We start from the raw sequence: 20,584 nt of genomic DNA on the forward strand, positions 1-20,584 counted from the left end.
CTGCATGGCGTGTTGTAGGGGCCGGTGGCCTGAGCTATTGCAACAGTCTACTACCTATGCCATTCCTTCCTGCACCAGCTCAATAAAGCGAGCCAGACGGTTCACCAGCAAATCGGGGTTTACTTTTTCCAAGGGGTGGGGCGTGTTCATGATGATTTCGAAGGTGCCCCTGGGCAGGTAGTCGGCGTAAGCCCGGGAGGCATCAACCCCGGCTGTTTTATCCAGTTCACCAACCAGCACCTGCACCGGAACTTCCAGCGTGCTCAGGTTGTGGGCGGTGAGCAGGGGCGCGTCGCCCAGGCCGCGCATGATGGCGGCCGTGGCGGCCAGTAGCTCCGGGAGGGGAGTGGGCGCGTGCAGCTGCTCCAGCTGCTCAGCGTACTGCGGCACTTTTTCCCGCATAGTGGTGGCATCCAGAAAGCTGGTAGCCTGGGCAGCGGAGGCTGGCGTCCAGTCGAATTTGGTGCCCAAGGTAGTAATGCTGCGGAACAGTTCGGGCCACGCTACGGCCGCTGCTAGGGCTGCGTACCCACCCATACTGTAGCCCAACACGTGCACTGGCTCCAGATGCTTGTCCAGCACGTACTGCCGGATTTCGTGCACCAGCTGTTTCATGGAGGGCTCTGCGGGCAGAGGCTGCCCCCCGTGCCCGCCGAAGGAGAAGGAGTGCACATCGTAAAACGGGGGCAGTTCCCGCTTCAGGGGCTTGAACTGTGCCTCGGTGCCCAGGGCACCGTGCAGCAGCAAAACGGTATGTTTCATAGCTCATCGTGCGCGGGTCTCACAAAATAGCGGGCCCGCACAGCGTTATTTCGTCACTTCAGTCGCTAGCTCGTTCAGGTCCAGCCCATCAAATGTGCCTGATGACATCATCAATAGGTTGGTGTTGGACCAGCTCTGGCCGTGCAGAAACTCGGCCAGCTCCTTGCTGTCAGTAAATACCCGCAGGTCGGGGCGCTGGAAGGCTTGCTGCACGGCCTCAGCCGGCAGGGGGGGCAGGCGCTTGTGCTCCAGCACGTGGGGGTTAAAGTACACCACGGCCACGTCGGGCGCATCGAAGGTGTGGGCGTACTGGGGCAGGAAGGCCGGGTTGAGCGAGCTAAACGTGTGCAACTCCAGGCAGGCTATCAACCGGCGCTCGGGGTACTGGTTTTTGAAAGCGGCGGCAGTAGCCTTCAACTTGCTGGGAGCGTGTGCGAAGTCTTTGTATACCACAGAGGTAGCGCCTTCCCGCACCTTCTCCAAGCGGCGGGCCGCTCCCTTAAACGTAGCCAGAGCCTCGTAGAACTCCTTGCCTTTAATGCCCAGCTGCTTGCACACCTCTTTGGCCGCCGAAATGTTGCGCAGGTTGTGGGCGCCGAATACCTGTACGGGTACTTCCTCATCCTTCTTGGTGATGAGGAAAGTTTTGCCGTCCCGGATTACGTGCTCGTGCGGCCCATAGCCGATGTACTTCACATCGGGCGAGCTGGGCACTGTCACCAGCTGCACCTGTTCATCGTCCTGGTCGTAGATGAGCACGCCGGCCTTGGGCGTCATCTCCGCAAAAATCTTAAACTGCTCCCGGTACACCTCTTCCGTCGGAAACACGTTGATGTGGTCCCAGCTGATACCGGAAATCACCCCAATGTGGTGCTGATACAAGTGAAACTTCGGGCGCCGGTCAATAGGCGACGACAGGTATTCGTCGCCTTCGATGATGATGATGGGCGCATCGTCAGTAAGCTGCACCATCAGGTCGAATCCTTCCAGCTGAGCCCCCACGGCGTAGTCGAACTTGCGGCCCAGGTGGCGTAGTACGTGCAGAATGAGGGAAGTAATGCTGGTTTTGCCGTGCGAGCCACCAATTACGATGCGCTGCTTGTCGCGGGAGGCTTCGTAGATGAATTCGGGGAAGGAATACACCCGCAGGCCCAATTCCTGAGCACGCAGCAACTCGGGGTTATCGGCTCGGGCGTGCATGCCCACAATTACGGCGTCAAGGTCCTGGGTAATCTTCTCCGGGAACCAGCCTTCCGCGGCTGGGAGCAAACCGGCAGCGGCTAACCGGCTCTTGGCGGGCTCAAAAATCTCATCATCGGAACCCGTAACCTGTGCCCCGCGCCGGTGCAGGGCCAGGGCCAGGTTATGCATAATACTGCCCCCGGTAGCAATCAGGTGCAGGCGTTGGAGCGAAGAAGGAGTAGCAGCCATTCAGGTAGCAAAAGGAATAGAGCCACAAAGGTAATTAGGGAAAGGCAAGCGAAACGCGGAGCCGGCCGGCCGGGCAAGCGGAGGGAACAGCGCCGGAATCTGGCGGGTAGCCCGCTACAGTCCTTCCAGTGCCCGAAGCGTTACCCCTTATTGGCAGGTAGTTAAGCTCACTGGCACCCTATCAGCATACAAAAAAGAAACCTTTTCTGCCAGTCCCGGATTGTAAAGCCCAGCCGTTAGATTTGTGCCCCTTTGGCTGAAAAGTTGAAGAGACCGGGAAGAAATCTACCCAAAACCGGCCCAACCTGCTTACCTTGTAGTGCTTAGTTAGTAATGAACGACCGGATGGATGACCGCCTGAAACTTTCGGCCTCGCGGGCCAAAGCAGCCTGGAACAGCCGCCCGGCGCAGCTGCCCATGGGTGGAGCCGCGGGCAAACTGCCGCCCCAGGCCCTGGAGCTGGAAGCCGCTGTGCTGGGGGCCCTCATGCTGGAAAAGGATGCACTGACCACGGTTATCGACATCCTGAAACCCCAGAGCTTTTACAAGGAAGGCCACATCCGCATCTTCAAGGCTATCCTGAACCTGTTTGACAAGTCGGAGCCGATTGATATTCTGACGGTTACGCACGAGCTGCGGGAGATGGGCGAGCTGGAGGCAGCGGGCGGCGCGCATTACGTGGCCAACCTCACCTTCAAGGTAAACTCGGCGGCCAACATCGAGTACCACGCCCGCATCATTACCGAAAACGCCATCAAGCGGGAGCTCATCCGTATTGCCTCGGATATCCAGCGCGACGCGTTTGAGGACACCACCGACGTGTTCAACCTGCTGGACAGCACGGAGCAGTCGTTGTTTGAAGTGTCGGAATCCAACATCCGTAAGAACTTCGACGACATGCGCAGCCTGATGGGCAAAGCCATCAAGGAGCTGGAAGAGAAGAAGGACCAGAAGGACGGCCTGACCGGCGTGCCCTCCGGCTTTTCGGCCCTGGATCGGGTGACTTCCGGTTGGCAACCATCTGACCTTGTGATTATTGCCGCCCGACCGGGTATGGGTAAGTGCTTGGGTAAAGGCACTAAAGTGCTGATGTTTGATGGTACGTTGCGCAACGTGGAAGATGTGCAGGCCGGAGAGCTGTTGATGGGCGACGATTCTACCCCACGCCGGGTGCTTAGCATTGCGCGGGGCCGCGAAAACATGTATTGGGTGCGCCAGAACAAGGGTGAGGCCTACCGTGTGAACGAGAGCCACATCTTATCCCTGAAGCGAAGTCGCACGGAGGGGCCGCACCGCCACGGCGACGTGCTGAACATCACCGTGAAGGACTGGCTGAGTAAGTCGGAGAAGTTTCGCTCGAATTACAAAGGCTACAAAGTGGCCGTAGAATTTGCCGCACAGGCCTTGGCAGTGAACCCCTATTTCCTGGGCGTATGGCTAGGCGACGGCGCTTCGGATAACTGCCGCATCACAGGGCAAGATCAGGAGATTATCGATTACCTGCACGAGTATGCCGCTGAGCTGGATATGCAGGTGACGGTGGGGCTAGTAGGAAACCGCTGCAACAGTTACGGCATCACCCGCGGCCGGCAAGGGGGCAGCTTGGCACAATTCTCTGTACAAGATGAGTTGCGTCAGCTAGGCGTACTCGGCAACAAGCACATTCCGCAGCAATACCTGAGCAACAGCACCGAGAACCGCCTGAGCCTGCTAGCGGGTCTGATTGACTCTGATGGCCACCTTGATCCGGTATCCAACGGCTACGAAATCACGCAGAAAAACCACCGCCTGGCCCGGCAGATCAAGTTTCTGGCCGACTCGTTAGGCTTCCGCACGTCGCTGAAGAAAAAACGGGCCGCTATTAGCACCATCGGCTACGAAAGCGAGGTATACCGGGTACGCATCTACGGCGACATCAACCGGGTGCCGGTGCGGGTGGCCCGCAAACGGGCCCAGCCCTGGCGTAGCCCCGTGGATTGGCGCATGACAGGCATTTCGGTGGAGCTGGACAAAGAAGACGATTACTACGGCTTTAGCATTGATGGCAACCGCCTGTTCCTGCTCCAGGATATGACGGTTACGCACAACACCGCCTTCGTAGTATCAGCCATGCGCAACGCGGCGGTGGAATTCAAGAAGCCGGTGGCCATCTTCTCGCTGGAAATGTCCTCGCTGCAGTTGGTGAATCGTCTGATTTCGGCGGAGGCGGAACTGGATTCGGAGAAAATCAAGAAGGGTAACCTGGCCGACTATGAGTGGGCCCAGTTGAACCACAAGATTTCGGCCCTGTCGTCGGCCCCAATTTACATTGATGATACGCCGGGCCTCAGCATCCGGGAGCTGCGCACCAAGTGCCGCCGCCTCAAAGCCCATCACGACATCCAGATGATCATCATTGACTATCTGCAGCTGATGTCGGGCAATACGGATGGGGGCAAGGGCGCCGGCAACCGTGAACAGGAAATTGCCTCGATTTCGCGGGCCCTGAAGGGGATTGCCAAGGAGCTGAATGTGCCGGTGCTGGCCCTGTCGCAGCTGAGCCGCTCGGTAGAAACCCGCGGCGGCGACAAGAAGCCTCAGCTCAGTGACCTTCGTGAATCGGGCTCCATCGAGCAGGACGCCGACATGGTGGTATTCCTGTACCGCCCCGAGTACTATAAGATTACGGAGGACGAAATGGGCAACCCTACCCAGGGTACTGGTGAGGTAATTATTGCCAAGCACCGAAACGGCTCCCTGGAAACCGTGCAGCTCAAATTCATTGGCAAGTTCACCAAGTTTGCCGACCTCGACGGCGTGGGCGGCTTCGGTGATGCTTCCTTCAACCCCGGCGCTTTCCCCAGCAGCACTTTTGATGACGATGCCTCGGGCTTTGCCCCGAATACCATTCGGTTGGGCTCCCGCATCAACAATGATGGTCCGCCGCCCGCGCAGCCCTTCCCCCGCAGTACCTTCGACGACGGCCCGCCGCCGTTCTAAGTTGTATAAAACAAGAACTGCCCCGTCAACAGGCATTGGCCAATTGACGGAGCAGTTCTTGTTAGAGCGGATATAGCAGTGGTTATACTCCGCTGCCAAAATCAACATCAGAGCCGCGGCCTAATTGAGAACTGCTGGCCGTAGAAGCGGAACCGGATTGTTGATAGGTGGCATCAGGGCCGCTTTGGCCGGAGTTCCACCAGCCAGGGCCTTGGTCGAGGCGGCGGCCAGCATCGGGAGTATTGCCGGAAGGCCGGGCGGGGAAGCTGCCGGCCCGGTAGCTCTGCGTGGTACGCTGGGCGCTGCCCCAGGGGCGTTGTCCGGCGGTGGCACTTTTAGGGCTTTTGTACGATGATTTATCGTAGCGGCTGCTGGCTTTTTTGCCTTTGTTGGAGTTGAAAGCCAAGTAGCCAAGGCCGGCTAAGGCCACTGCGCCAGCTACTTTCTGGGTGGTGGAGAGCTTATTGAACTGCTCGGCCGGGTTGGCGCAAAAGTCACGTACTCCCTGCGGCAGCTGATTCACAATTTTCTGCAAACCAGCATATTCCGTCCAGCTCTTGCCATCACCAATTGACTTAGGTGTTTGAGGCTGCTCCGAGTTTTGCTCGGTGGTAGCGCCGGCCGAAGAAGTCTGGTTAGGCTCCTGGTACTGCGTTACGGGTTGTTGAATATCGTGGGCCTGGGGCGCTTCGGGGGTTGCGCCAGTATTGGCGGAAGAAGGGGCTGATTGATTCGGGTCCATGCCTATGGGTTTAGAAGTATCAAACAGGCAGCCAACTTGGCTGTCAGGCATCTATCCGCGGAAAATCGGGATTAGGTTGCGGTGGAGTCCGTAAAAAATCACGCAGCTCCGACTAAGTGCATCAGCCAAACATGCCCACCGCATCCTTGCTGGGCAGGGCGGTTTTGCCCATCAGGAACAGGTCTACCTGACGGGCGGCTTCGCGGCCTTCGGAAATGGCCCACACCACCAGCGACTGGCCGCGGCGCATGTCGCCGGCCACGAAAACGTTGGGCTGAGAGGTGAAGAAGTCTGTGTCGGATGGGGTGCGCACGTTGCCCCGGTCGTTGAGGGCTACGTCGAGCTGCTGTAGCAGCCCTTCGTAGCGGGGGGAGGCAAAGCCCAATGCCAGTAGGGCCAGTTGGCAGGGAATTTCGCGCTCCGAGCCTTCGATTTCAGTGAAGGCGAGGCGGCGGCCCAGCACGTCGGTTTCCCAGGTTACGTCGGTGACCAGCAGGGCCCGCAGGCGGCCGTGCTCATCGGCCAGGAAAGCTTTGGTGTTGATGCCCCAATAGCGCTGGCAGCCTTCCTCGTGGGAGGTGCTGGTGCGGAACACGGCCGTGGGGTAGTGGGGCCAGGGCTCGAAGTGGGGCCGCTCGGGGGCGGGCTGGTGCATGAGGGCAAACTGCGTGACAGAGCGGGCCTGCTGGCGGTTAGCCGTGCCCACGCAGTCGGAGCCGGTGTCACCGCTGCCGATGACCACCACATCGAGGCCGGTGGCCTGAATTTCGGTTTCCGACAGCGGCAGCCCGCTTACGCGGCGGTTGTGCTGGGTGAGGTAGTCCATGGCGAAGTGGACGCCGGGCAGCTCGCGGCCGGGCAGGGGCAGGTCTTTGGGTACCAGGGCCCCGCCGGCCAGCACCACCGCGTTAAATTGCGCGGCCAGCTCCCGAGCCGGCAGGTCGCGGCCTACTTCGGTGTTGCAGCGAAACTGCACGCCGTCTTCTTCCAGCAGGCGCAGGCGGCGGTCAATCACCCACTTATCCAGCTTGAAATCAGGGATGCCGTAGCGCAGCAGGCCGCCGGGCCGGTCGTCGCGCTCAAATACCGTCACGGCGTGGCCGGCCCGCACCAGCTGGGCCGCCGCCGCCAGCCCCGCCGGCCCCGAGCCCACCACGGCCACTGATTTGCCGGTTTTGAGCACCGGGGCGGTGGGCCGCACGTAGCCCCGGGCAAAGGCGGTTTCGATGATGTGCCGCTCGATTTCCTCAATAGCCACCGACGCGGCGTGGATGCCCAGCACGCAGGCCGACTCGCAGGGCGCGGGGCAGATGCGGCCGGTAAACTCGGGGAAATTGTTGGTGGCGCTCAGAATCTGGTAGGCCAGCTGCCAGTCCTGGCGGTATACGGCGTCGTTGAACTCGGGGATGATGTTGCCCAGTGGGCAGCCTGCGTGGCAGAACGGAATACCACACTCCATGCACCGCCCCGACTGCTGCCGGAGCTGCGCATCGGAATACTGACCCACAAACTCGCGGTTGTGCGCCACGCGCTCCTGCGGGGCGGCCTTGGCGGGCAGCTCCCGCTGAAATTCCTTGAAACCGGTGTTATTGCCCATGTGTGTGGTGCCTCACCCCCGGCCCCCTCTCCAGGGGGAGAGGGGGAGCCAGACGACGTTGGCGGTTGTAGAGACGCAACATCTTGCGTCTCGTCGTTGCTGATGTTGTTTTGACTGCGTGGTGCTGATTGTGCTGGCGGGCCATGCCGGCTGGCGGCTCGTTCTGGCGGGAGACGCAAAATATTGCGTCTCTACATCGTGCCGTCAGGCTCCCCCCTCTCCCCCTGGAGAGGGGGCCGGGGGGTGAGGCATTACCCCACCGCCACGCGGGCCTTTTGCAGCACCTTTTTGTATTCGCTGGGGAACACCTTCACGAACTTGCCGGCTTCCTCGGGCCAGTTGGCGAGCAGGAAGGCGGCCAGCTGGCTACCGGTTAGCTCGTGGTGCTGGCGGAGCAGGTGCTGGATGTGGGTTTCGTCGTCGGCGTCGAGTGGGTCCAGCTCCACCATTTCGGGGTTGCAGTTTTGGGGGAAGGAGCCGTCGGCGTCGTACACCCAGGCAATGCCCCCGCTCATGCCGGCGGCGAAGTTGCGGCCGGTGGGGCCCAGGATGAGGGCTCGTCCACCGGTCATGTACTCGCAGCCATGGTCGCCCACGCCCTCCACCACGGCCGTGGCCCCGGAGTTGCGCACCGCAAACCGCTCCCCGGCCTGCCCGCGCACGAACAGCTCGCCGGAAGTAGCCCCATATAGGGCCACGTTGCCGATGATGATGTTCTGCTCGGGCGCAAACCGGGCGTCGAGGGCAGGGTGAATGATGAGGCGGGCCCCGCTCAGGCCCTTGCCCACGTAATCGTTGGCCTCGCCTTCGAGCCGGAAGCTCAGCCCCCGCACGCTGAACGCCCCAAAGCTCTGCCCCGCCGACCCGCGGAAGGTGTACTCGATGGTGCCCTCGGGTAGCCCGGCGGCGTGGTAGCGCTTGGTGATTTCGTTGGAAAGCAGCGTGCCGATGGTGCGGTTGGTGTTGCCCACGGCAAACTCGGCCCGCACGGGCTGCTGATAGTCCAGGGCCGGACGGGCGTGCTCCAGCAGTTGCCAGTCGAGGATGTGCTGGAGGCCGTGGTCCTGCGCCTCGCTCTGGTGCAGGGTGCTGCCGGCCGCGGGGGAGGTCAGGTACAGCAGGTCGCGCAGGTCGAGGTGGCGGGCTTTCCAGTGCGTGATGTCGGGGCGGGGCTTGAGGAACTGGGCCCGGCCCACCATTTCGTTCACGGTGCGGAAACCCAGCTCAGCCATGATTTCGCGCAATTCTTCAGCCAAGAAGCGGAACAGGTTCACGATGTGCTCGGGCTGTCCGCTGAACAGGCGGCGCAGCTCGGGGTCCTGGGTAGCCACGCCCACGGGGCAGGTGTTGAGGTGGCACTTGCGCATCATCACGCAGCCCCCGGCTACCAGCGCGGCGGTGGCCACGCCCCATTCCTCGGCCCCCAGCAGGGTGGCAATGGCCAGGTCGCGGCCGGTTTTCAGCTGACCGTCGGCTTGCAGCACCACCCGGCTGCGGAGCTGGTTGCGCACCAGCGTCTGGTGAGCTTCGGCCAGGCCCAGCTCCCAGGGCAGCCCGGCGTGGCGGATGCTGCTCAGGGGCGAAGCGCCGGTGCCACCGTCGTACCCCGCAATCAGAATCACGTCGGCGTGAGCCTTGGCTACGCCGGCGGCAATGGTGCCCACCCCGGCCTTGCTCACCAGCTTCACGTTGATGCGGGCCTGGCGGTTGGCGTTCTTGAGGTCGAAGATGAGTTGGGCTAGGTCCTCAATGGAGTAGATGTCGTGGTGGGGCGGGGGCGAGATGAGGCCGACGCCGGGCGTGGCGTGGCGCACCTTCGCAATCCACTCATCTACCTTGTGGCCGGGCAGCTGGCCGCCCTCACCGGGCTTGGCACCCTGGGCCATCTTGATTTGCAGCTCGTCGGCGTTGGTGAGGTAGTGGGCCGTCACGCCGAAGCGGGCCGAGGCCACCTGCTTAATGGCCGAGCGCATGGAGTCGCCGTTTTCCCTTACCTCGTAACGCATGGGGTCCTCGCCGCCCTCGCCGGTGTTGCTTTTGCCCCCAATGCGGTTCATAGCAATGGCTAGGGTGCTGTGCGCCTCATGCGAAATCGAGCCAAACGACATGGCCCCGGTGGCAAAGCGCCGCATGATGCTCTCGGCCGGCTCCACCTCGTCCAGCGGTACGGCCGGCCGGTGGCGGGCAAAATCCAGCAATCCGCGCAGCGTGAAGGCCCCTTTGCCGGGCTCGTTCATCAGCCGGGCGTAGCGCTGGTAGGTAGGGTAGGAGTTGGTGCGGGTGGCGTGCTGCAGCAGGTGCACGGTTTCGGGGTTGAACTGGTGGGCCTCGCCCCGCCGCCGCCACTGGTACACGCCACCTTCGGGCAGCAGCAGCTGTTCTTCCAGGGTGCTGCTCCGGAAGCCCTGGAAGTGCTTGAACAGGGTTTCGCGGGCAATTTCATCGAGCCCCAGCCCGCCAATGCGCGTCACGGCCCCGGTAAAGTACTGGTCCACCACCGCGCGGTTCAGGCCCAGAATCTCGAACACCTGCGCGCCGTGGTAGCTCTGCAGGGTGCTGATGCCCATCTTGGAGAAGATTTTCAGCAGCCCGTCGCACACGGCCTTCTGGTAGTTGGCTTCCAGCTTGGGCACGCTCAGGCCCGCGCCCAGCCGCCCTTCGTAGTGCAGCGTGCGGATGGTGCTGAGCGCCAGATACGGGTTGATGGCCGTGGCGCCAAACGCCAGCAGACAGGCAAAGTGGTGCACCTCCCAGGCGTCGCCGGCTTCCACCACCAGCCCCACCGAGCCCCGGTAGCCCTTCCGAATCAGGTGGTGGTGCACCGCCGACACGGCCAGCAGCGACGGAATGGCGGCGTGCTCCGAATCCAGGGCGCGGTCCGAGAGAATCAGCACCTCAAACCCGTCGTCTACCGCATCCTCGGCGTAGCGGCAGAGGCGGGCCAGGCCGGCGGCCAGCGCGCCGGGCTTGCCATCGGCCCGGAAGTAGGTGTTGATGGTTTTGGCGTTGAACAGGCCCGTATCGATGCTGCGCAGCTTTTCCAGCTCGTGGTTGGTGAGGATGGGCTGACGCAGGGCCACGCAATGGCAGTGCATCTTGTCCTCGTCGAGGATGTTGCCGTTGTTGCCGATGAAGGTGGCCAGGCTCATCACCAGCCGCTCCCGGATGGGGTCGATGGGCGGATTGGTGACCTGGGCGAAGAACTGCTTGAAGTAGCTGCTCAGGTGCTGGGGTTGGTCGGACAGCACCGCCAAGGGCGAATCGACGCCCATGGAGCCGATGGGCTCCTTGCCCTCCACGGCCATGGGCGTGAGAATGGTGTCAATATCCTCGCGGGTGTAACCGAATACCTGGTGGTACTTGAACACCGACTCGGCCGACAAATCGGTGAATACCAGCCGGGGCTCGGGCAATTCTTCCAGCCGAATCTGGTACTCGCTCAGCCACTGGCCGTAGGGCTGGCGGGTGGCGGCCTGGGTTTTCAGCTCCTCATCGGTGATAATCTGGCCCGCCACGGTGTCAATCAGCAGCATTTTGCCGGGCTGCAGGCGGCCCTTGCGCACCACCCGGACTTCGGGTAGGCCCGCGCCCAGCACCCCGGCCTCGGAGGCCACCAGTACCCGGCCGTCGTCGGTGAGGGCGTAGCGCAGGGGGCGCAGACCGTTGCGGTCCAGCATGGCCCCTACCATGCGGCCATCGGTGAACAGCAGGGCCGCGGGGCCGTCCCAGGGAGCCATAAACGTGGCGTGGAACTCGTAGAAGGCCTTTTTGAGCGGGTCCATCTGCTCGTTGCCGTCCCAAGCCTCGGGCACCAGCATCATCATCACCTGGGGCAGACTCCGGCCGCAGTGCAGCAGTAGCTCCACAATGTTGTCGAGGCAGGCCGAGTCCGACTGGCCGGAGTCGATGACGGGTAGCAGAATCTCCATTTCCTCGGCCGAGAAGTAGGGCGAGAGGTAGGAGGGCAGGCCAGCGTAAAACCAGTTGAGGTTGCCGCGCAGGGTGTTGATTTCGCCGTTGTGGGCCAGCAGCCGGAAAGGCTGGGCCAGCCGCCAGCTGGGGAAGGTGTTGGTGGAAAACCGGCTGTGCACCAGCCCCAGCCCCGAGGTTACGCGCTCATCCGACAGCTCGGGGTAGTAGCCGCGCACCTGGTAGGTGGTCAGCTGGCCCTTGTAGATGATAACCCGGCAGGAAAACGACGTCAAGTAGACTTCTTCGCCCGCGAGCTGGGCGGCGGCTTCCCGGTTGATGAGGCGGCGCAGCACGTAGAGCTTGCGCTCAAACTCCTCGGGCGTGTGCACGCCGGCGGGGCGGCCCACAAACACCTGCTCCACGGCCGGCTCGGCGGCCAGGGCTGTGGGGCCGATGCCGGCGGGGTTCACCGGCACCGGCCGGTAGCCCAGCACCGGAAAGCCCAGCCGGGTGGCGGCTTGGCTGATGATGTCGCGGCTGATGTGGCGCAGGGCCTCGTTTTTGGGCAGAAAGGCCATGCCCACGCCGTACTCGCCGGGCTCGGGCAGGCGGATGCCCAGCGTGGTACACTCCTCCAGCAGAAACCAGTGGGGCAGCTGTAGCAGCAGGCCGGCCCCGTCGCCGGAGTCGGCGTCGCAGCCGCAGGCGCCGCGGTGCTCCATATTTTCCAGAATCGTCAGCGCATCGGCCACAATCTGGTGCGAGCGGCGGCCATCCACGTAGGCAATAAAGCCAGTGCCGCAGGCATCGTGCTCAAATTCGGGGCGGTATAGTCCTTGCGGGGCAGTTTGCTCCATCGGATTGAGGTGTCGTAGGTTCAGGCAAGCGTGACCCCCGGCAGCAGGTCCGGGCCCAGTATACCGCCGCCGCGCCGGACCAGCCGATTGGTCCGCGGTTGTTTTCCGGTTTCAAACCCCGGCGGCTTTTCTGCGTTCAGCAAGCTCGAAACGGCCCGCTGGCCCTGGCAGCGGCCGTTTTTGGCAATAGCTCCGGCTCCGGCCGCTACGATTTCCAACCCCCGCCCAAACTCCGATATTTGCCCGTATGAAAGACCTGCTGCGCCCCGACCTGACCTTTCGCCTGACCGGCCGCCTGTGGGTGGAATCCGCGGACGACCGGTTTATGGGCATCGGGCGGCTGGAGCTGCTGCGCCAGATTCAGCAGCACGGCTCCATCTCGAAGGCGGCGCAGGAAATGGGCATGTCGTACAAGCGGGCCTGGGATTTAGTGTCGTCCTTGAATGCTCAGAGCGCCCGGCCGCTGGTGCTCACCCAAACCGGTGGCAAGCGCGGCGGCGGCACCGTGGTAACGGCGGAAGGGGAGGCGCTAATTGCGGAGTTTGAGGCTCTGCAGGCCCGGTTCCAGGCATTTCTGGCGGCGGAGGCGGCACGGCTGTTCTAGCGTCGGTTTTTCGCGCAGTGGCTCGCGGTGGTTTGCGCAGGGTCTCGCCGTGAACAGCCACCCCGAACCACTGCGCCTTCCACCGCGAGCCACTGCGTAAAAACCATAAGTCCAGTTATTCGTTATGTTTGGAAAAATATAACGCATGAAACACGTTACCCCCGCTCTGTTGCTGCTTCCGATACTGGCCCATGCCCAAGCTCCCGCCGACACCACGCGGCTGGGGGAGGTGGTGGTAACGGCTTCGAAGGTGGAGGAAAGCATTTTGCAGTCGCCCGTAACGGTAGAGAAGCTCAACGCTCGGCAACTGCGGCTCACGCCGGCGGCTTCGTTTTTTGATGCCATTGAGCACCTGAAAGGGGTGCAGGTGATTACGCCCAGCCTGGGGTTTCGGGTGCTGAACGCCCGGGGCTTCAGCAACACCACCAACGTGCGCTTCGCCCAGCTCGTGGACGGCATCGACAACCAAGCCCCGCACATCGGCGGACCCATCGGGAACGTGCTGGGGCCGAGCGACCTGGATATTCAGGCCGTGGAGCTGGTGCCGGGCACGGCTGCGGCGCTCTACGGGCTTAACGCCATCAACGGGCTGGCCAATTTCAGCACCCGTAACCCGTTTCTGAGCCCGGGCCTAAGCGTGCAGCAAAAAACCGGTGTCAATCACCTGAACGACCCGAACACGGGGGCACGCCTCTTCTCCGAAACCAGTGTGCGCTACGCCCGGGTACTGGGCCCGAAGTGGGCTTTTAAAGTAAACGGTACTTACCTGCGCGGCTACGACTGGATTGCCAGCGACATGACTGACATCAACCCCAACGGCAACGCCACTACTGGCCTGTTTGGGGCCGATAACCCGGCCCGCGACCCGGTGAGCAGCTACGGTAATGAGTCGTCGGACCGCTCGAACCTGACGCTGGGGGGCAAAACCTACCAAGTGGCCCGCACCGGCTACCGGGAGCAGGATGTGGTGGATTATCAGCTGCAGACGCTCAAGTACGATGCGGCCCTGCACTATAAACTCACCGACAAAACGGAGCTGGCCTACACCTACCGCGGGGCCAACTTCGACAACGTGTACCAGCGCAGCAACCGGTTTCAGCTGGACAACTACCACCTGCAGCAGCATGCCCTGCAGCTGATGGGTCCCGTGGTGCAGGCCCGCGCCTACTTCACCCAGGAAAACACCGGCCAGAGCTACAACCTGCGCAGCATGGGCGAAAACCTGGACCGGAGCTTCAAGCCCGATGCCCGCTGGAACCAGGACTATACCGCCGCCTGGAACGCCGCCACCCAAGCCGGTCAGTCGGTAGCCCAGGCCCACGCCACGGCCCGCACCGCCGCCGATGCCGGCCGCCTGCAGCCCGGCACGCCGGAGTTCAAGCAGCGCCTGCGGGAGCTGGCCGACATCAATAACTGGGACCAGGGCGCGGCCCTGCGCGTGCGGGCCCAGATGCTGCACGCTGAGGGCCAAGTGAACGTGGGAGAAGCCCTGCGGCGGAGGGGTGGCAAGGGCCTGCCCGCTTGGACGGATGCGCTAGTGGGTCTCGACCACCGCACCTATTTCATTCGGCCCGACGGTAACTACTTCATCAATCCCGAACCGGGTGAGGACCCCTACAGCACGCTCTCCTACGGCAAAACCGGGGGCTTCGTGCAGGCCGGGGCCCGACTGCTGCGCGAGAAGCTCCGCCTGACGGCCACGCTGCGGGCCGATAAGAACGATTATTTCAGTACCCGCTTCAACCCGCGCTTCACGGCCGTGTATTCGCCTACGCAGCGCCACAACTTCCGGGTGAGCTACCAGAGCGGTTACCGTTTTCCGAGCTTGTTTGAGGGGTTTTCCAACGTGAACAGCGGGCAGGTGAAGCGCATTGGGGGACTCCGGGTAATGTCGGACGGGGTATTTGAGAACAGCTACCTGCGCAGCTCCATTGATGCCTTTAACGCGGCCGTAACCCGGGACCGGAACACCAACGGGCTTACTCAGGCCCAGGCCATCAGCAAAAACCAGGGGCTGCTGGTGAAGAACCCGTACACTTACCTCCGGCCCGAGCACATCAAGTCCCTGGAAATGGGCTACAAAGCGGCTCTGCTGCCCGGCGGCCGCCTACTGGCCGACGTGGACTTCTACTACAACACCTACCGGGACTTCATTGCCCAGGTAGAAGCCTACGTGCCGCTGAACTCCGCCGGCCAGCCGCTTACTACCGGTACCGACCTCAACACCGTGGCCACGGCCCTGAATGCCCGCGCCGGCCAAGCCCGCTACCGCCTCTGGACCAACTCCCAGAGCCAGGTGTACAACTACGGCGGCTCCCTGGGCCTGCGCTACGAGGTGGCCGGCGGCTACCTGGCCGGGGCCAGCACCACCTACACCCGCCTCGACCGCACCGAATCGGGCGACGGGCTGGAAGATGGCTTCAACACGCCCCGCTGGGCCTACAACCTCAGCCTGGGCAACGAAAACGTGGGTAAGAACATCGGGTTCGGGCTGAATTTCCGCTGGCAGCAGCGCTACTATTCCCAAACCTTCCTGGTAAACGGCTACGTGCCCGCCTATAGTACCTTTGACGCCCAGTTGAGCTACCGCCTGCCCGAGCCCGACCTGCGCTTTAAGTTGGGTGCCAGCAACGTGCTCAACCACTATTACGTGAGCTACCTCGGCGGCCCCAGCGTAGGCGGGCTATATTATTTACAGGTTACCTATGGGTTGTAGATGGTCTAGGACGCTATAAAACTGGTTCCCTTCCTCAGATGAGGAGGGGTTAGGGGTAGTTGATGAGAGTTGAACGATACTAGTTCTATGATCTAGCTCTAGTTGTCAACCACCCCTAACCCCATCCTTAGATGGGGAGAGGAGCTGGCTTTCTAACTTACGCTCTACTTTTAGTGCGATGCTCGACGCCCTCCGCACGTACTTCCACGGCAAGCTTCCGCTCACCGAAACGCAATTCTCCAGGCTGGCTAGCTTAATCACGCCGCGCCACTTGACGAAAGGGGAGGTACTGGGGAGGCAGGGCGAAACAGCACGCTTCGGGGCGTTTGTGGTGCGGGGCTGCCTGCGCAGCTACGTGACGGATGCCCGGCAGAAGGAGCACATCCTGCAGTTTGCCCCCGAAAACTGGTGGATTGCCGACCAGCATAGCCTGCGCCACCACCAGCCGGCCTTGTTTACCATTGAGGCCTTGGAAGACTCGGAGGTGCTGCTGTTTGGGGCCGGGTTCTATAACCAGATGGAGCAATTCGGACCGGCGTTTCAGCAGGTTTTTTACGAGCTGCTCCAGAATAGCTTGGTAGCCATGCAGCGCCGGCTGATTGGGGTGCTCAGTGCCCCGGCCGAGGAGCGGTACCAGGAGTTTCTGGAACTGTATCCTTCCCTGGCCCAACGCCTGCCGCAGCGCCACATTGCCGCCTACCTGGGCATTACGCCCGAGTCGTTGAGCCGTATTCGCGGGGAGCGGGCCCGGGGCTAACTGGCTAGTAGCGTGGCCTGACGGCGCTGTGCAGCAAGAGGCAGGTAGTTAACCGTTGTGTTTAAGTATATATAGCGAAAGGCAGGCAAGCTGCTGTGGTGAAGTAGCGTCCGGGGAAGTTGGTAAACCAGTAATCCGGCTGTATTCTTTCGGAATTGAGCGGGCGGCTAGTGGGCGTGCATAGAGGCTGCGGATTGGATTTAGGAGTGGAGCAGCCGCAAGCTGAAGTATAACGTGAGGCTCAACAATAGCGTAGACCAACCTACGCATCTCTCGGCCCTAACTTCGCGGCGGCTACTCCATCACCTTTATTCTGTCTTTCTATGCTTCAACAGCCTACCAACTCCCCGGCTGGGGGAGTAGCGGCCCCGCCGCCTCCCGGCCAGGTTCGCCTCACCATCAACGGCGAGCAGCACACCCTGCAGATTGCCCCCTGGACCACGCTGCTCGACGCGCTGCGCGAATACCTGCACCTGACCGGCACCAAGAAAGGCTGCGACCATGGCCAGTGCGGGGCCTGCACCGTGCTGGTTGATGGCAAGCGCATCAACAGCTGCCTCACGCTGGCCGTGATGCACGAAGGTGAGAACATCACCACCATCGAAGGCCTCGGCACCCCCGAGAACCTGCACCCGCTGCAGCAGGCCTTCGTGGACCACGATGCCTTCCAGTGCGGCTACTGCACCCCCGGCCAGATCTGCTCGGCCCAGGGCCTTATCAACGAAGGCAAAGCCCGCACCGAGGACGAAATCCGAGAGCACATGAGCGGCAACGTGTGCCGCTGCGGCGCCTACGTGGGCATTCTGAATGCCGTGAAGGAAGTGGTGGACGCTAAAGGTGAGGTGGTGAAATAGTGAACTGGTGAGTTTGCTGTTCCGATGCCCTATGAGTGCAGCGGATGGCAGACGACCTTTTACTCCCTCATTCCAGAGAACTCACCATTTCACCACCTCACCATTTCACTGACATGAACTCATTTACCTACCACCGCGCGACGGCCGTTCAGGACGCCGTGCAGGACAAGGCCGGGCACGATGGCTCGGCGTATATCGGGGGCGGCACCAACCTCATCGATTTGATGAAGGAAAACGTGGCGCGCCCCACCCACCTCGTGAGCGTGGGCAAGCTGCCGCTGGCCGACATTGAAAGCCTGCCCGACGGCGGGCTGCGCCTGGGGGCCACTGCCTCCAACGCCGATACTGCCTGGCACGACGAGGTGAAAAGCCGCTACCCGCTGCTGAACCAGGCCATTCTGGCCGGGGCCTCGCCGCAGCTGCGCAACGCCGCCACCAACGGCGGCAACCTCATGCAGCGCACCCGCTGCTACTACTTCTACGACCTGGCCACGCCCTGCAACAAGCGGGAGCCGGGCTCGGGCTGCTCGGCCATCGGGGGCTTCAACCGAGTGTGCGGTATCCTGGGTACCAGCGAGTCGTGCATTGCCACCCACCCTTCGGATATGTGCGTGGCCCTGGCGGCCCTGGCCCCCACGGTGCGCGTGAGCGGGCCCGGCGGGGAGCGGAGCATTGCCTTCAACGACTTCCACCGCCTGCCCGGCAACCAGCCCGAGAAGGACAACACCCTGGAGCCCGGCGAGCTGATTCTGAGCATCGACCTGCCCAAGGAAGGCTTCAACAAGAACTTCAGCTACCTGAAGCTGCGCGACCGGAGCAGCTACGCCTTTGCCCTGGTATCGGTGGCGGCGGCGCTGGAGTTGGACGGCAACACGATTACGGATGCCCGCCTGGCGCTGGGCGGCGTGGCCCACAAACCCTGGCGCGACCAGGCCGCCGAAGACCTGCTCAAAGGCCAGCCGGCCACCGTGGAAACCTTCGCCCGGGCCGCGGCCAAGGTGCTGGAAGGGGCCCAGGGCCACGGCTCCAACGACTTCAAGGTGGAGCTGGCCCGCCGCGCCATTGTGCGCGCCCTCAAGCAGGCCGCCGAAGGCACGCAAACCGCATCCGACGTCTTTCAAAACTCCAATCCATGAGCACGACCAACTATATAGGCAAGCCCACCAGTCGCGTTGATGGTCCGGCGAAAGTAACCGGCACGGCCCGGTACGCGGGCGAGTACGCCGTGGCCGACCTGGCCTACGGCTACGTGGTCAGCAGCCCCATTGCCAAGGGCAAAATCACCAAAATCCACGCCGACGAGGTGCTGGCCCTGCCCGGCGTATTGCAGGTATTCTCGCACGAAAATGTGCCCTCCCTGGCCTGGTTTGATAGGAGCTACAAGGACCAGGTGGCTCCCGGCGGCTCGCCCTTCCGGGCCCTGCACGACGCCGAAATCAAGTTCAGCCAGCAGCCCGTAGCCTTGATAGTGGCCGAGAACTTTGAGCTGGCCCGGTACGCCGCCTCGCTGCTGCGGGTGGAGTACGAGCAGGAAGACCACGAAACCAACCTGGAAACCCAGCGCGCCAAGGGCTACGAGCCCGGCCGGGGCAAAACCGGCTTCCAGCCGCCACCCCCGCCCCGCGGCAACCCCGACAAAGCCTGGGAGGAAGCTCCGCACCGCATGGAGGCCGAGTACGTGCACGGCGCCCAGCACCACAACCCCATGGAGCTGTTTGCCACCACCGTGGAGTGGCGCGGTGACGGCAAAATCACGGCCTACGACAAAACCCAGGGCGTGTACAACGTACAGCAGTACCTCACCAAAATCTTCGGGTTGAAGAAGGACGACTGCCGCGTGGTGAATGAGTACATGGGCGGGGGCTTCGGCTCGGGGCTGCGGCCCCAGTATTCGGTGTTTCTGGCCGTGCTGGCCGCCCTGGAGCTGAAACGCTCGGTGCGCCTCACGCTCACCCGCCAGCAGATGTTCTCGTTCGGGCACCGCCCGCACACGCTGCAGTACCTCAAGCTGGCCGCCAATGCTGATGGCTCCCTGGCCGCCCTGCAGCACCACGCCCTCCACGAAACCTCGCACTTCGAGGACTACACCGAAAACGTGGTGAACTGGAGCGGCATGCTGTACCAGTGCGACAACGTGAAGCTGGGCTACCAGCTGGCCAAGCTCGATGTGTACACGCCCCTGGATATGCGCGCCCCCGGCGCGGCCTCGGGCTCGGTGGGGCTGGAAATTGCCATGGACGAGCTGGCCTACGAGGCCGGCCTCGACCCGCTGGAGTTCCGCCTGCGCAACTACGCCGAGCGGGACCAGAACCAGGACAAGCCTTTCAGCAGCAAAAAGCTGCGCGAGTGTTACCACCAGGGCGCGGCCAAGTTTGGCTGGGAAAAACGCACCCAGGCCCCCCGCTCCATGCGCGACCAGGATGGCAAGCTCATCGGCTGGGGTATTGGCGGCGGCGTGTGGGATGCCACCCAGCAGAAATCGGCCGCCAAAGCCTCCATCACCGCCGATGGGAAGCTGACGGTGCTGAGCGGGGCCGGCGAAAACGGCGCGGGTACCTACACCATCATGACGCAGATTGCGGCCGAAACGCTGGGTCTGCCCATTGAGGCCGTCACGTTTAAGCTGGGCGACACCGAACTGCCCGAGGCCCCGCTGCAGGGTGGCTCCTGGACGGCCGCCTCGGTGGGCACCGCCGTGAAAAACACCTGCGAGGCCCTGGGTGAAAAGCTGCTGAAGCTGGCCCAGAAGATGGAGAACTCGCCCCTGAAGGACGCCAAGACCGAGGACGTGGAGTTCGTGAACGGCCAGATCCGGCTGCGCGCCGACGCCAACCAGGCCGTGGTGCTACGCGACGTGCTGCAGGCCAGCGGCGAAATCAAGGTGGAGGCCGATAGCTCGGCCATGCCCAACATGCTCAAGCAGCAGCAGTACTCGCTGCACTCCCACAACATCGTGTTTGCGGAGGTGAAGGTAGACGAGGAGCTGGGCACCATCCACGTAACGCGCGTGGTGAATGCCGTGGCTGCCGGCCGCATCCTCAACCTCAAAACTGCCCGCTCGCAGGTGCTGGGCTCGGTGGTGTGGGGCATTGGAATGGCCCTGATGGAGGAAACGGTGATGGACCACAAGTTTGGCCGCTACGTGAACCACAACTTCGCCGAGTACCACGTGCCCGTTAACGCCGACATCCACGACATCGACGTGCTGTTTGTGGAGGAGGAAGACGACATCGTGAACCCGCTGGGCGTGAAGGGTATCGGGGAAGTGGGCATGCTGGGCGTGGCCGCCGCCGTGGCCAACGCCGTGTACCACGCCACCGGCAAGCGCGTCCGCGACTTACCCGTCATGATTGACAAGCTGCTGTAACCGCCG

12 protein-coding genes are annotated in these 20,584 nt (G+C 62.6%); 7 read left to right on the forward strand and 5 right to left on the reverse strand.

Features of this window, described 5'->3' with window-relative positions; translation table 11 throughout:
* Positions 1-54: 54 nt before the first annotated feature.
* Entirely contained in the window at positions 55-762 is a 708-nt protein-coding gene (locus LF252_RS04315; protein ID WP_226267973.1) for an alpha/beta fold hydrolase, read from the reverse strand.
* A 45-nt stretch (positions 763-807) separates the two neighbouring features.
* Positions 808-2,193: a UDP-N-acetylmuramate--L-alanine ligase gene (locus tag LF252_RS04320; RefSeq protein ID WP_226267975.1), complete on the reverse strand. Its 1,386-nt coding sequence runs from the start codon at positions 2,191-2,193 to the stop codon at positions 808-810.
* A 417-nt stretch (positions 2,194-2,610) separates the two neighbouring features.
* Between LF252_RS04320 and dnaB the strand changes: the two genes are divergently transcribed.
* Positions 2,611-5,172 carry a replicative DNA helicase gene (dnaB, locus tag LF252_RS04325; protein WP_226268707.1) on the forward strand — a complete coding sequence of 854 codons (2,562 nt, stop codon included), beginning with the start codon at positions 2,611-2,613 and terminating at the stop codon, positions 5,170-5,172.
* Between the two features lie 82 nt (positions 5,173-5,254).
* On the opposite strand, the gene LF252_RS04330 is transcribed toward dnaB, so the two are convergent.
* The 3 genes from LF252_RS04330 to gltB all read right to left on the reverse strand — a co-directional run bounded on the left by LF252_RS04330 (position 5,255) and on the right by gltB (position 12,280).
* Positions 5,255-5,914, reverse strand: coding sequence for a hypothetical protein (locus LF252_RS04330; protein WP_226267977.1), 660 nt, complete (start codon positions 5,912-5,914; stop codon positions 5,255-5,257).
* 121 nt (positions 5,915-6,035) lie between these two features.
* Entirely contained in the window at positions 6,036-7,511 is a 1,476-nt protein-coding gene (locus LF252_RS04335) for a glutamate synthase subunit beta (RefSeq protein WP_226267980.1), read from the reverse strand.
* A gap of 251 nt (positions 7,512-7,762) precedes the next feature.
* The gene (gene gltB, locus LF252_RS04340) at positions 7,763-12,280 is read right to left on the reverse strand and encodes a glutamate synthase large subunit (RefSeq protein ID WP_226267982.1); all 4,518 of its coding nucleotides are present in this window, start codon (positions 12,278-12,280) and stop codon (positions 7,763-7,765) included.
* A gap of 247 nt (positions 12,281-12,527) precedes the next feature.
* Here gltB and LF252_RS04345 point away from each other — a divergent pair, with 247 nt between their 5' ends.
* The 6 genes from LF252_RS04345 to LF252_RS04370 all read left to right on the forward strand — a co-directional run bounded on the left by LF252_RS04345 (position 12,528) and on the right by LF252_RS04370 (position 20,578).
* Positions 12,528-12,884 (forward strand): winged helix-turn-helix domain-containing protein, encoded by a 357-nt coding sequence (locus LF252_RS04345; RefSeq protein WP_226267985.1) that lies wholly within the window; start codon positions 12,528-12,530, stop codon positions 12,882-12,884.
* Between the two features lie 145 nt (positions 12,885-13,029).
* The gene (locus LF252_RS04350; protein WP_226267996.1) at positions 13,030-15,600 is read left to right on the forward strand and encodes a TonB-dependent receptor; all 2,571 of its coding nucleotides are present in this window, start codon (positions 13,030-13,032) and stop codon (positions 15,598-15,600) included.
* 178 nt (positions 15,601-15,778) lie between these two features.
* The gene (locus LF252_RS04355) at positions 15,779-16,357 is read left to right on the forward strand and encodes a Crp/Fnr family transcriptional regulator (RefSeq protein WP_226267997.1); all 579 of its coding nucleotides are present in this window, start codon (positions 15,779-15,781) and stop codon (positions 16,355-16,357) included.
* 323 nt (positions 16,358-16,680) lie between these two features.
* On the forward strand, positions 16,681-17,211 hold the full coding sequence (locus LF252_RS04360) for a (2Fe-2S)-binding protein (RefSeq protein WP_226267999.1): 531 nt from the start codon (positions 16,681-16,683) through the stop codon (positions 17,209-17,211).
* Between the two features lie 113 nt (positions 17,212-17,324).
* A complete protein-coding gene (locus LF252_RS04365; protein ID WP_226268001.1) occupies positions 17,325-18,347 on the forward strand; it encodes an FAD binding domain-containing protein in 1,023 nt (340 codons plus the stop codon).
* Complete coding sequence (locus LF252_RS04370) at positions 18,344-20,578, forward strand: xanthine dehydrogenase family protein molybdopterin-binding subunit (RefSeq protein WP_226268003.1); 2,235 nt, start codon at positions 18,344-18,346, stop codon at positions 20,576-20,578. The genes LF252_RS04365 and LF252_RS04370 overlap by 4 nt, the downstream gene beginning before the upstream one ends.
* The last annotated feature ends 6 nt before the right edge of the window (positions 20,579-20,584 follow it).

This window comes from Hymenobacter pini (genome assembly GCF_020421205.1).
GTDB classification, from domain to species: Bacteria; Bacteroidota; Bacteroidia; order Cytophagales; family Hymenobacteraceae; genus Hymenobacter; species Hymenobacter pini.

Bases quoted from the DNA above. Each gene is read 5' to 3' on its own strand.
- LF252_RS04315 (WP_226267973.1), bottom strand. From the start codon at position 762: ATGAAACATACCGTTTTGCTGCTGCACGGTGCCCTGGGCACCGAGGCA.
- LF252_RS04320 (WP_226267975.1), bottom strand. From the start codon at position 2,193: ATGGCTGCTACTCCTTCTTCGCTCCAACGCCTGCACCTGATTGCTACC.
- dnaB (WP_226268707.1), top strand. From the start codon at position 2,611: ATGGGTGGAGCCGCGGGCAAACTGCCGCCCCAGGCCCTGGAGCTGGAA.
- LF252_RS04330 (WP_226267977.1), bottom strand. From the start codon at position 5,914: ATGGACCCGAATCAATCAGCCCCTTCTTCCGCCAATACTGGCGCAACC.
- LF252_RS04335 (WP_226267980.1), bottom strand. From the start codon at position 7,511: ATGGGCAATAACACCGGTTTCAAGGAATTTCAGCGGGAGCTGCCCGCC.
- gltB (WP_226267982.1), bottom strand. From the start codon at position 12,280: ATGGAGCAAACTGCCCCGCAAGGACTATACCGCCCCGAATTTGAGCAC.
- LF252_RS04345 (WP_226267985.1), top strand. From the start codon at position 12,528: ATGAAAGACCTGCTGCGCCCCGACCTGACCTTTCGCCTGACCGGCCGC.
- LF252_RS04350 (WP_226267996.1), top strand. From the start codon at position 13,030: ATGAAACACGTTACCCCCGCTCTGTTGCTGCTTCCGATACTGGCCCAT.
- LF252_RS04355 (WP_226267997.1), top strand. From the start codon at position 15,779: ATGCTCGACGCCCTCCGCACGTACTTCCACGGCAAGCTTCCGCTCACC.
- LF252_RS04360 (WP_226267999.1), top strand. From the start codon at position 16,681: ATGCTTCAACAGCCTACCAACTCCCCGGCTGGGGGAGTAGCGGCCCCG.
- LF252_RS04365 (WP_226268001.1), top strand. From the start codon at position 17,325: ATGAACTCATTTACCTACCACCGCGCGACGGCCGTTCAGGACGCCGTG.
- LF252_RS04370 (WP_226268003.1), top strand. From the start codon at position 18,344: ATGAGCACGACCAACTATATAGGCAAGCCCACCAGTCGCGTTGATGGT.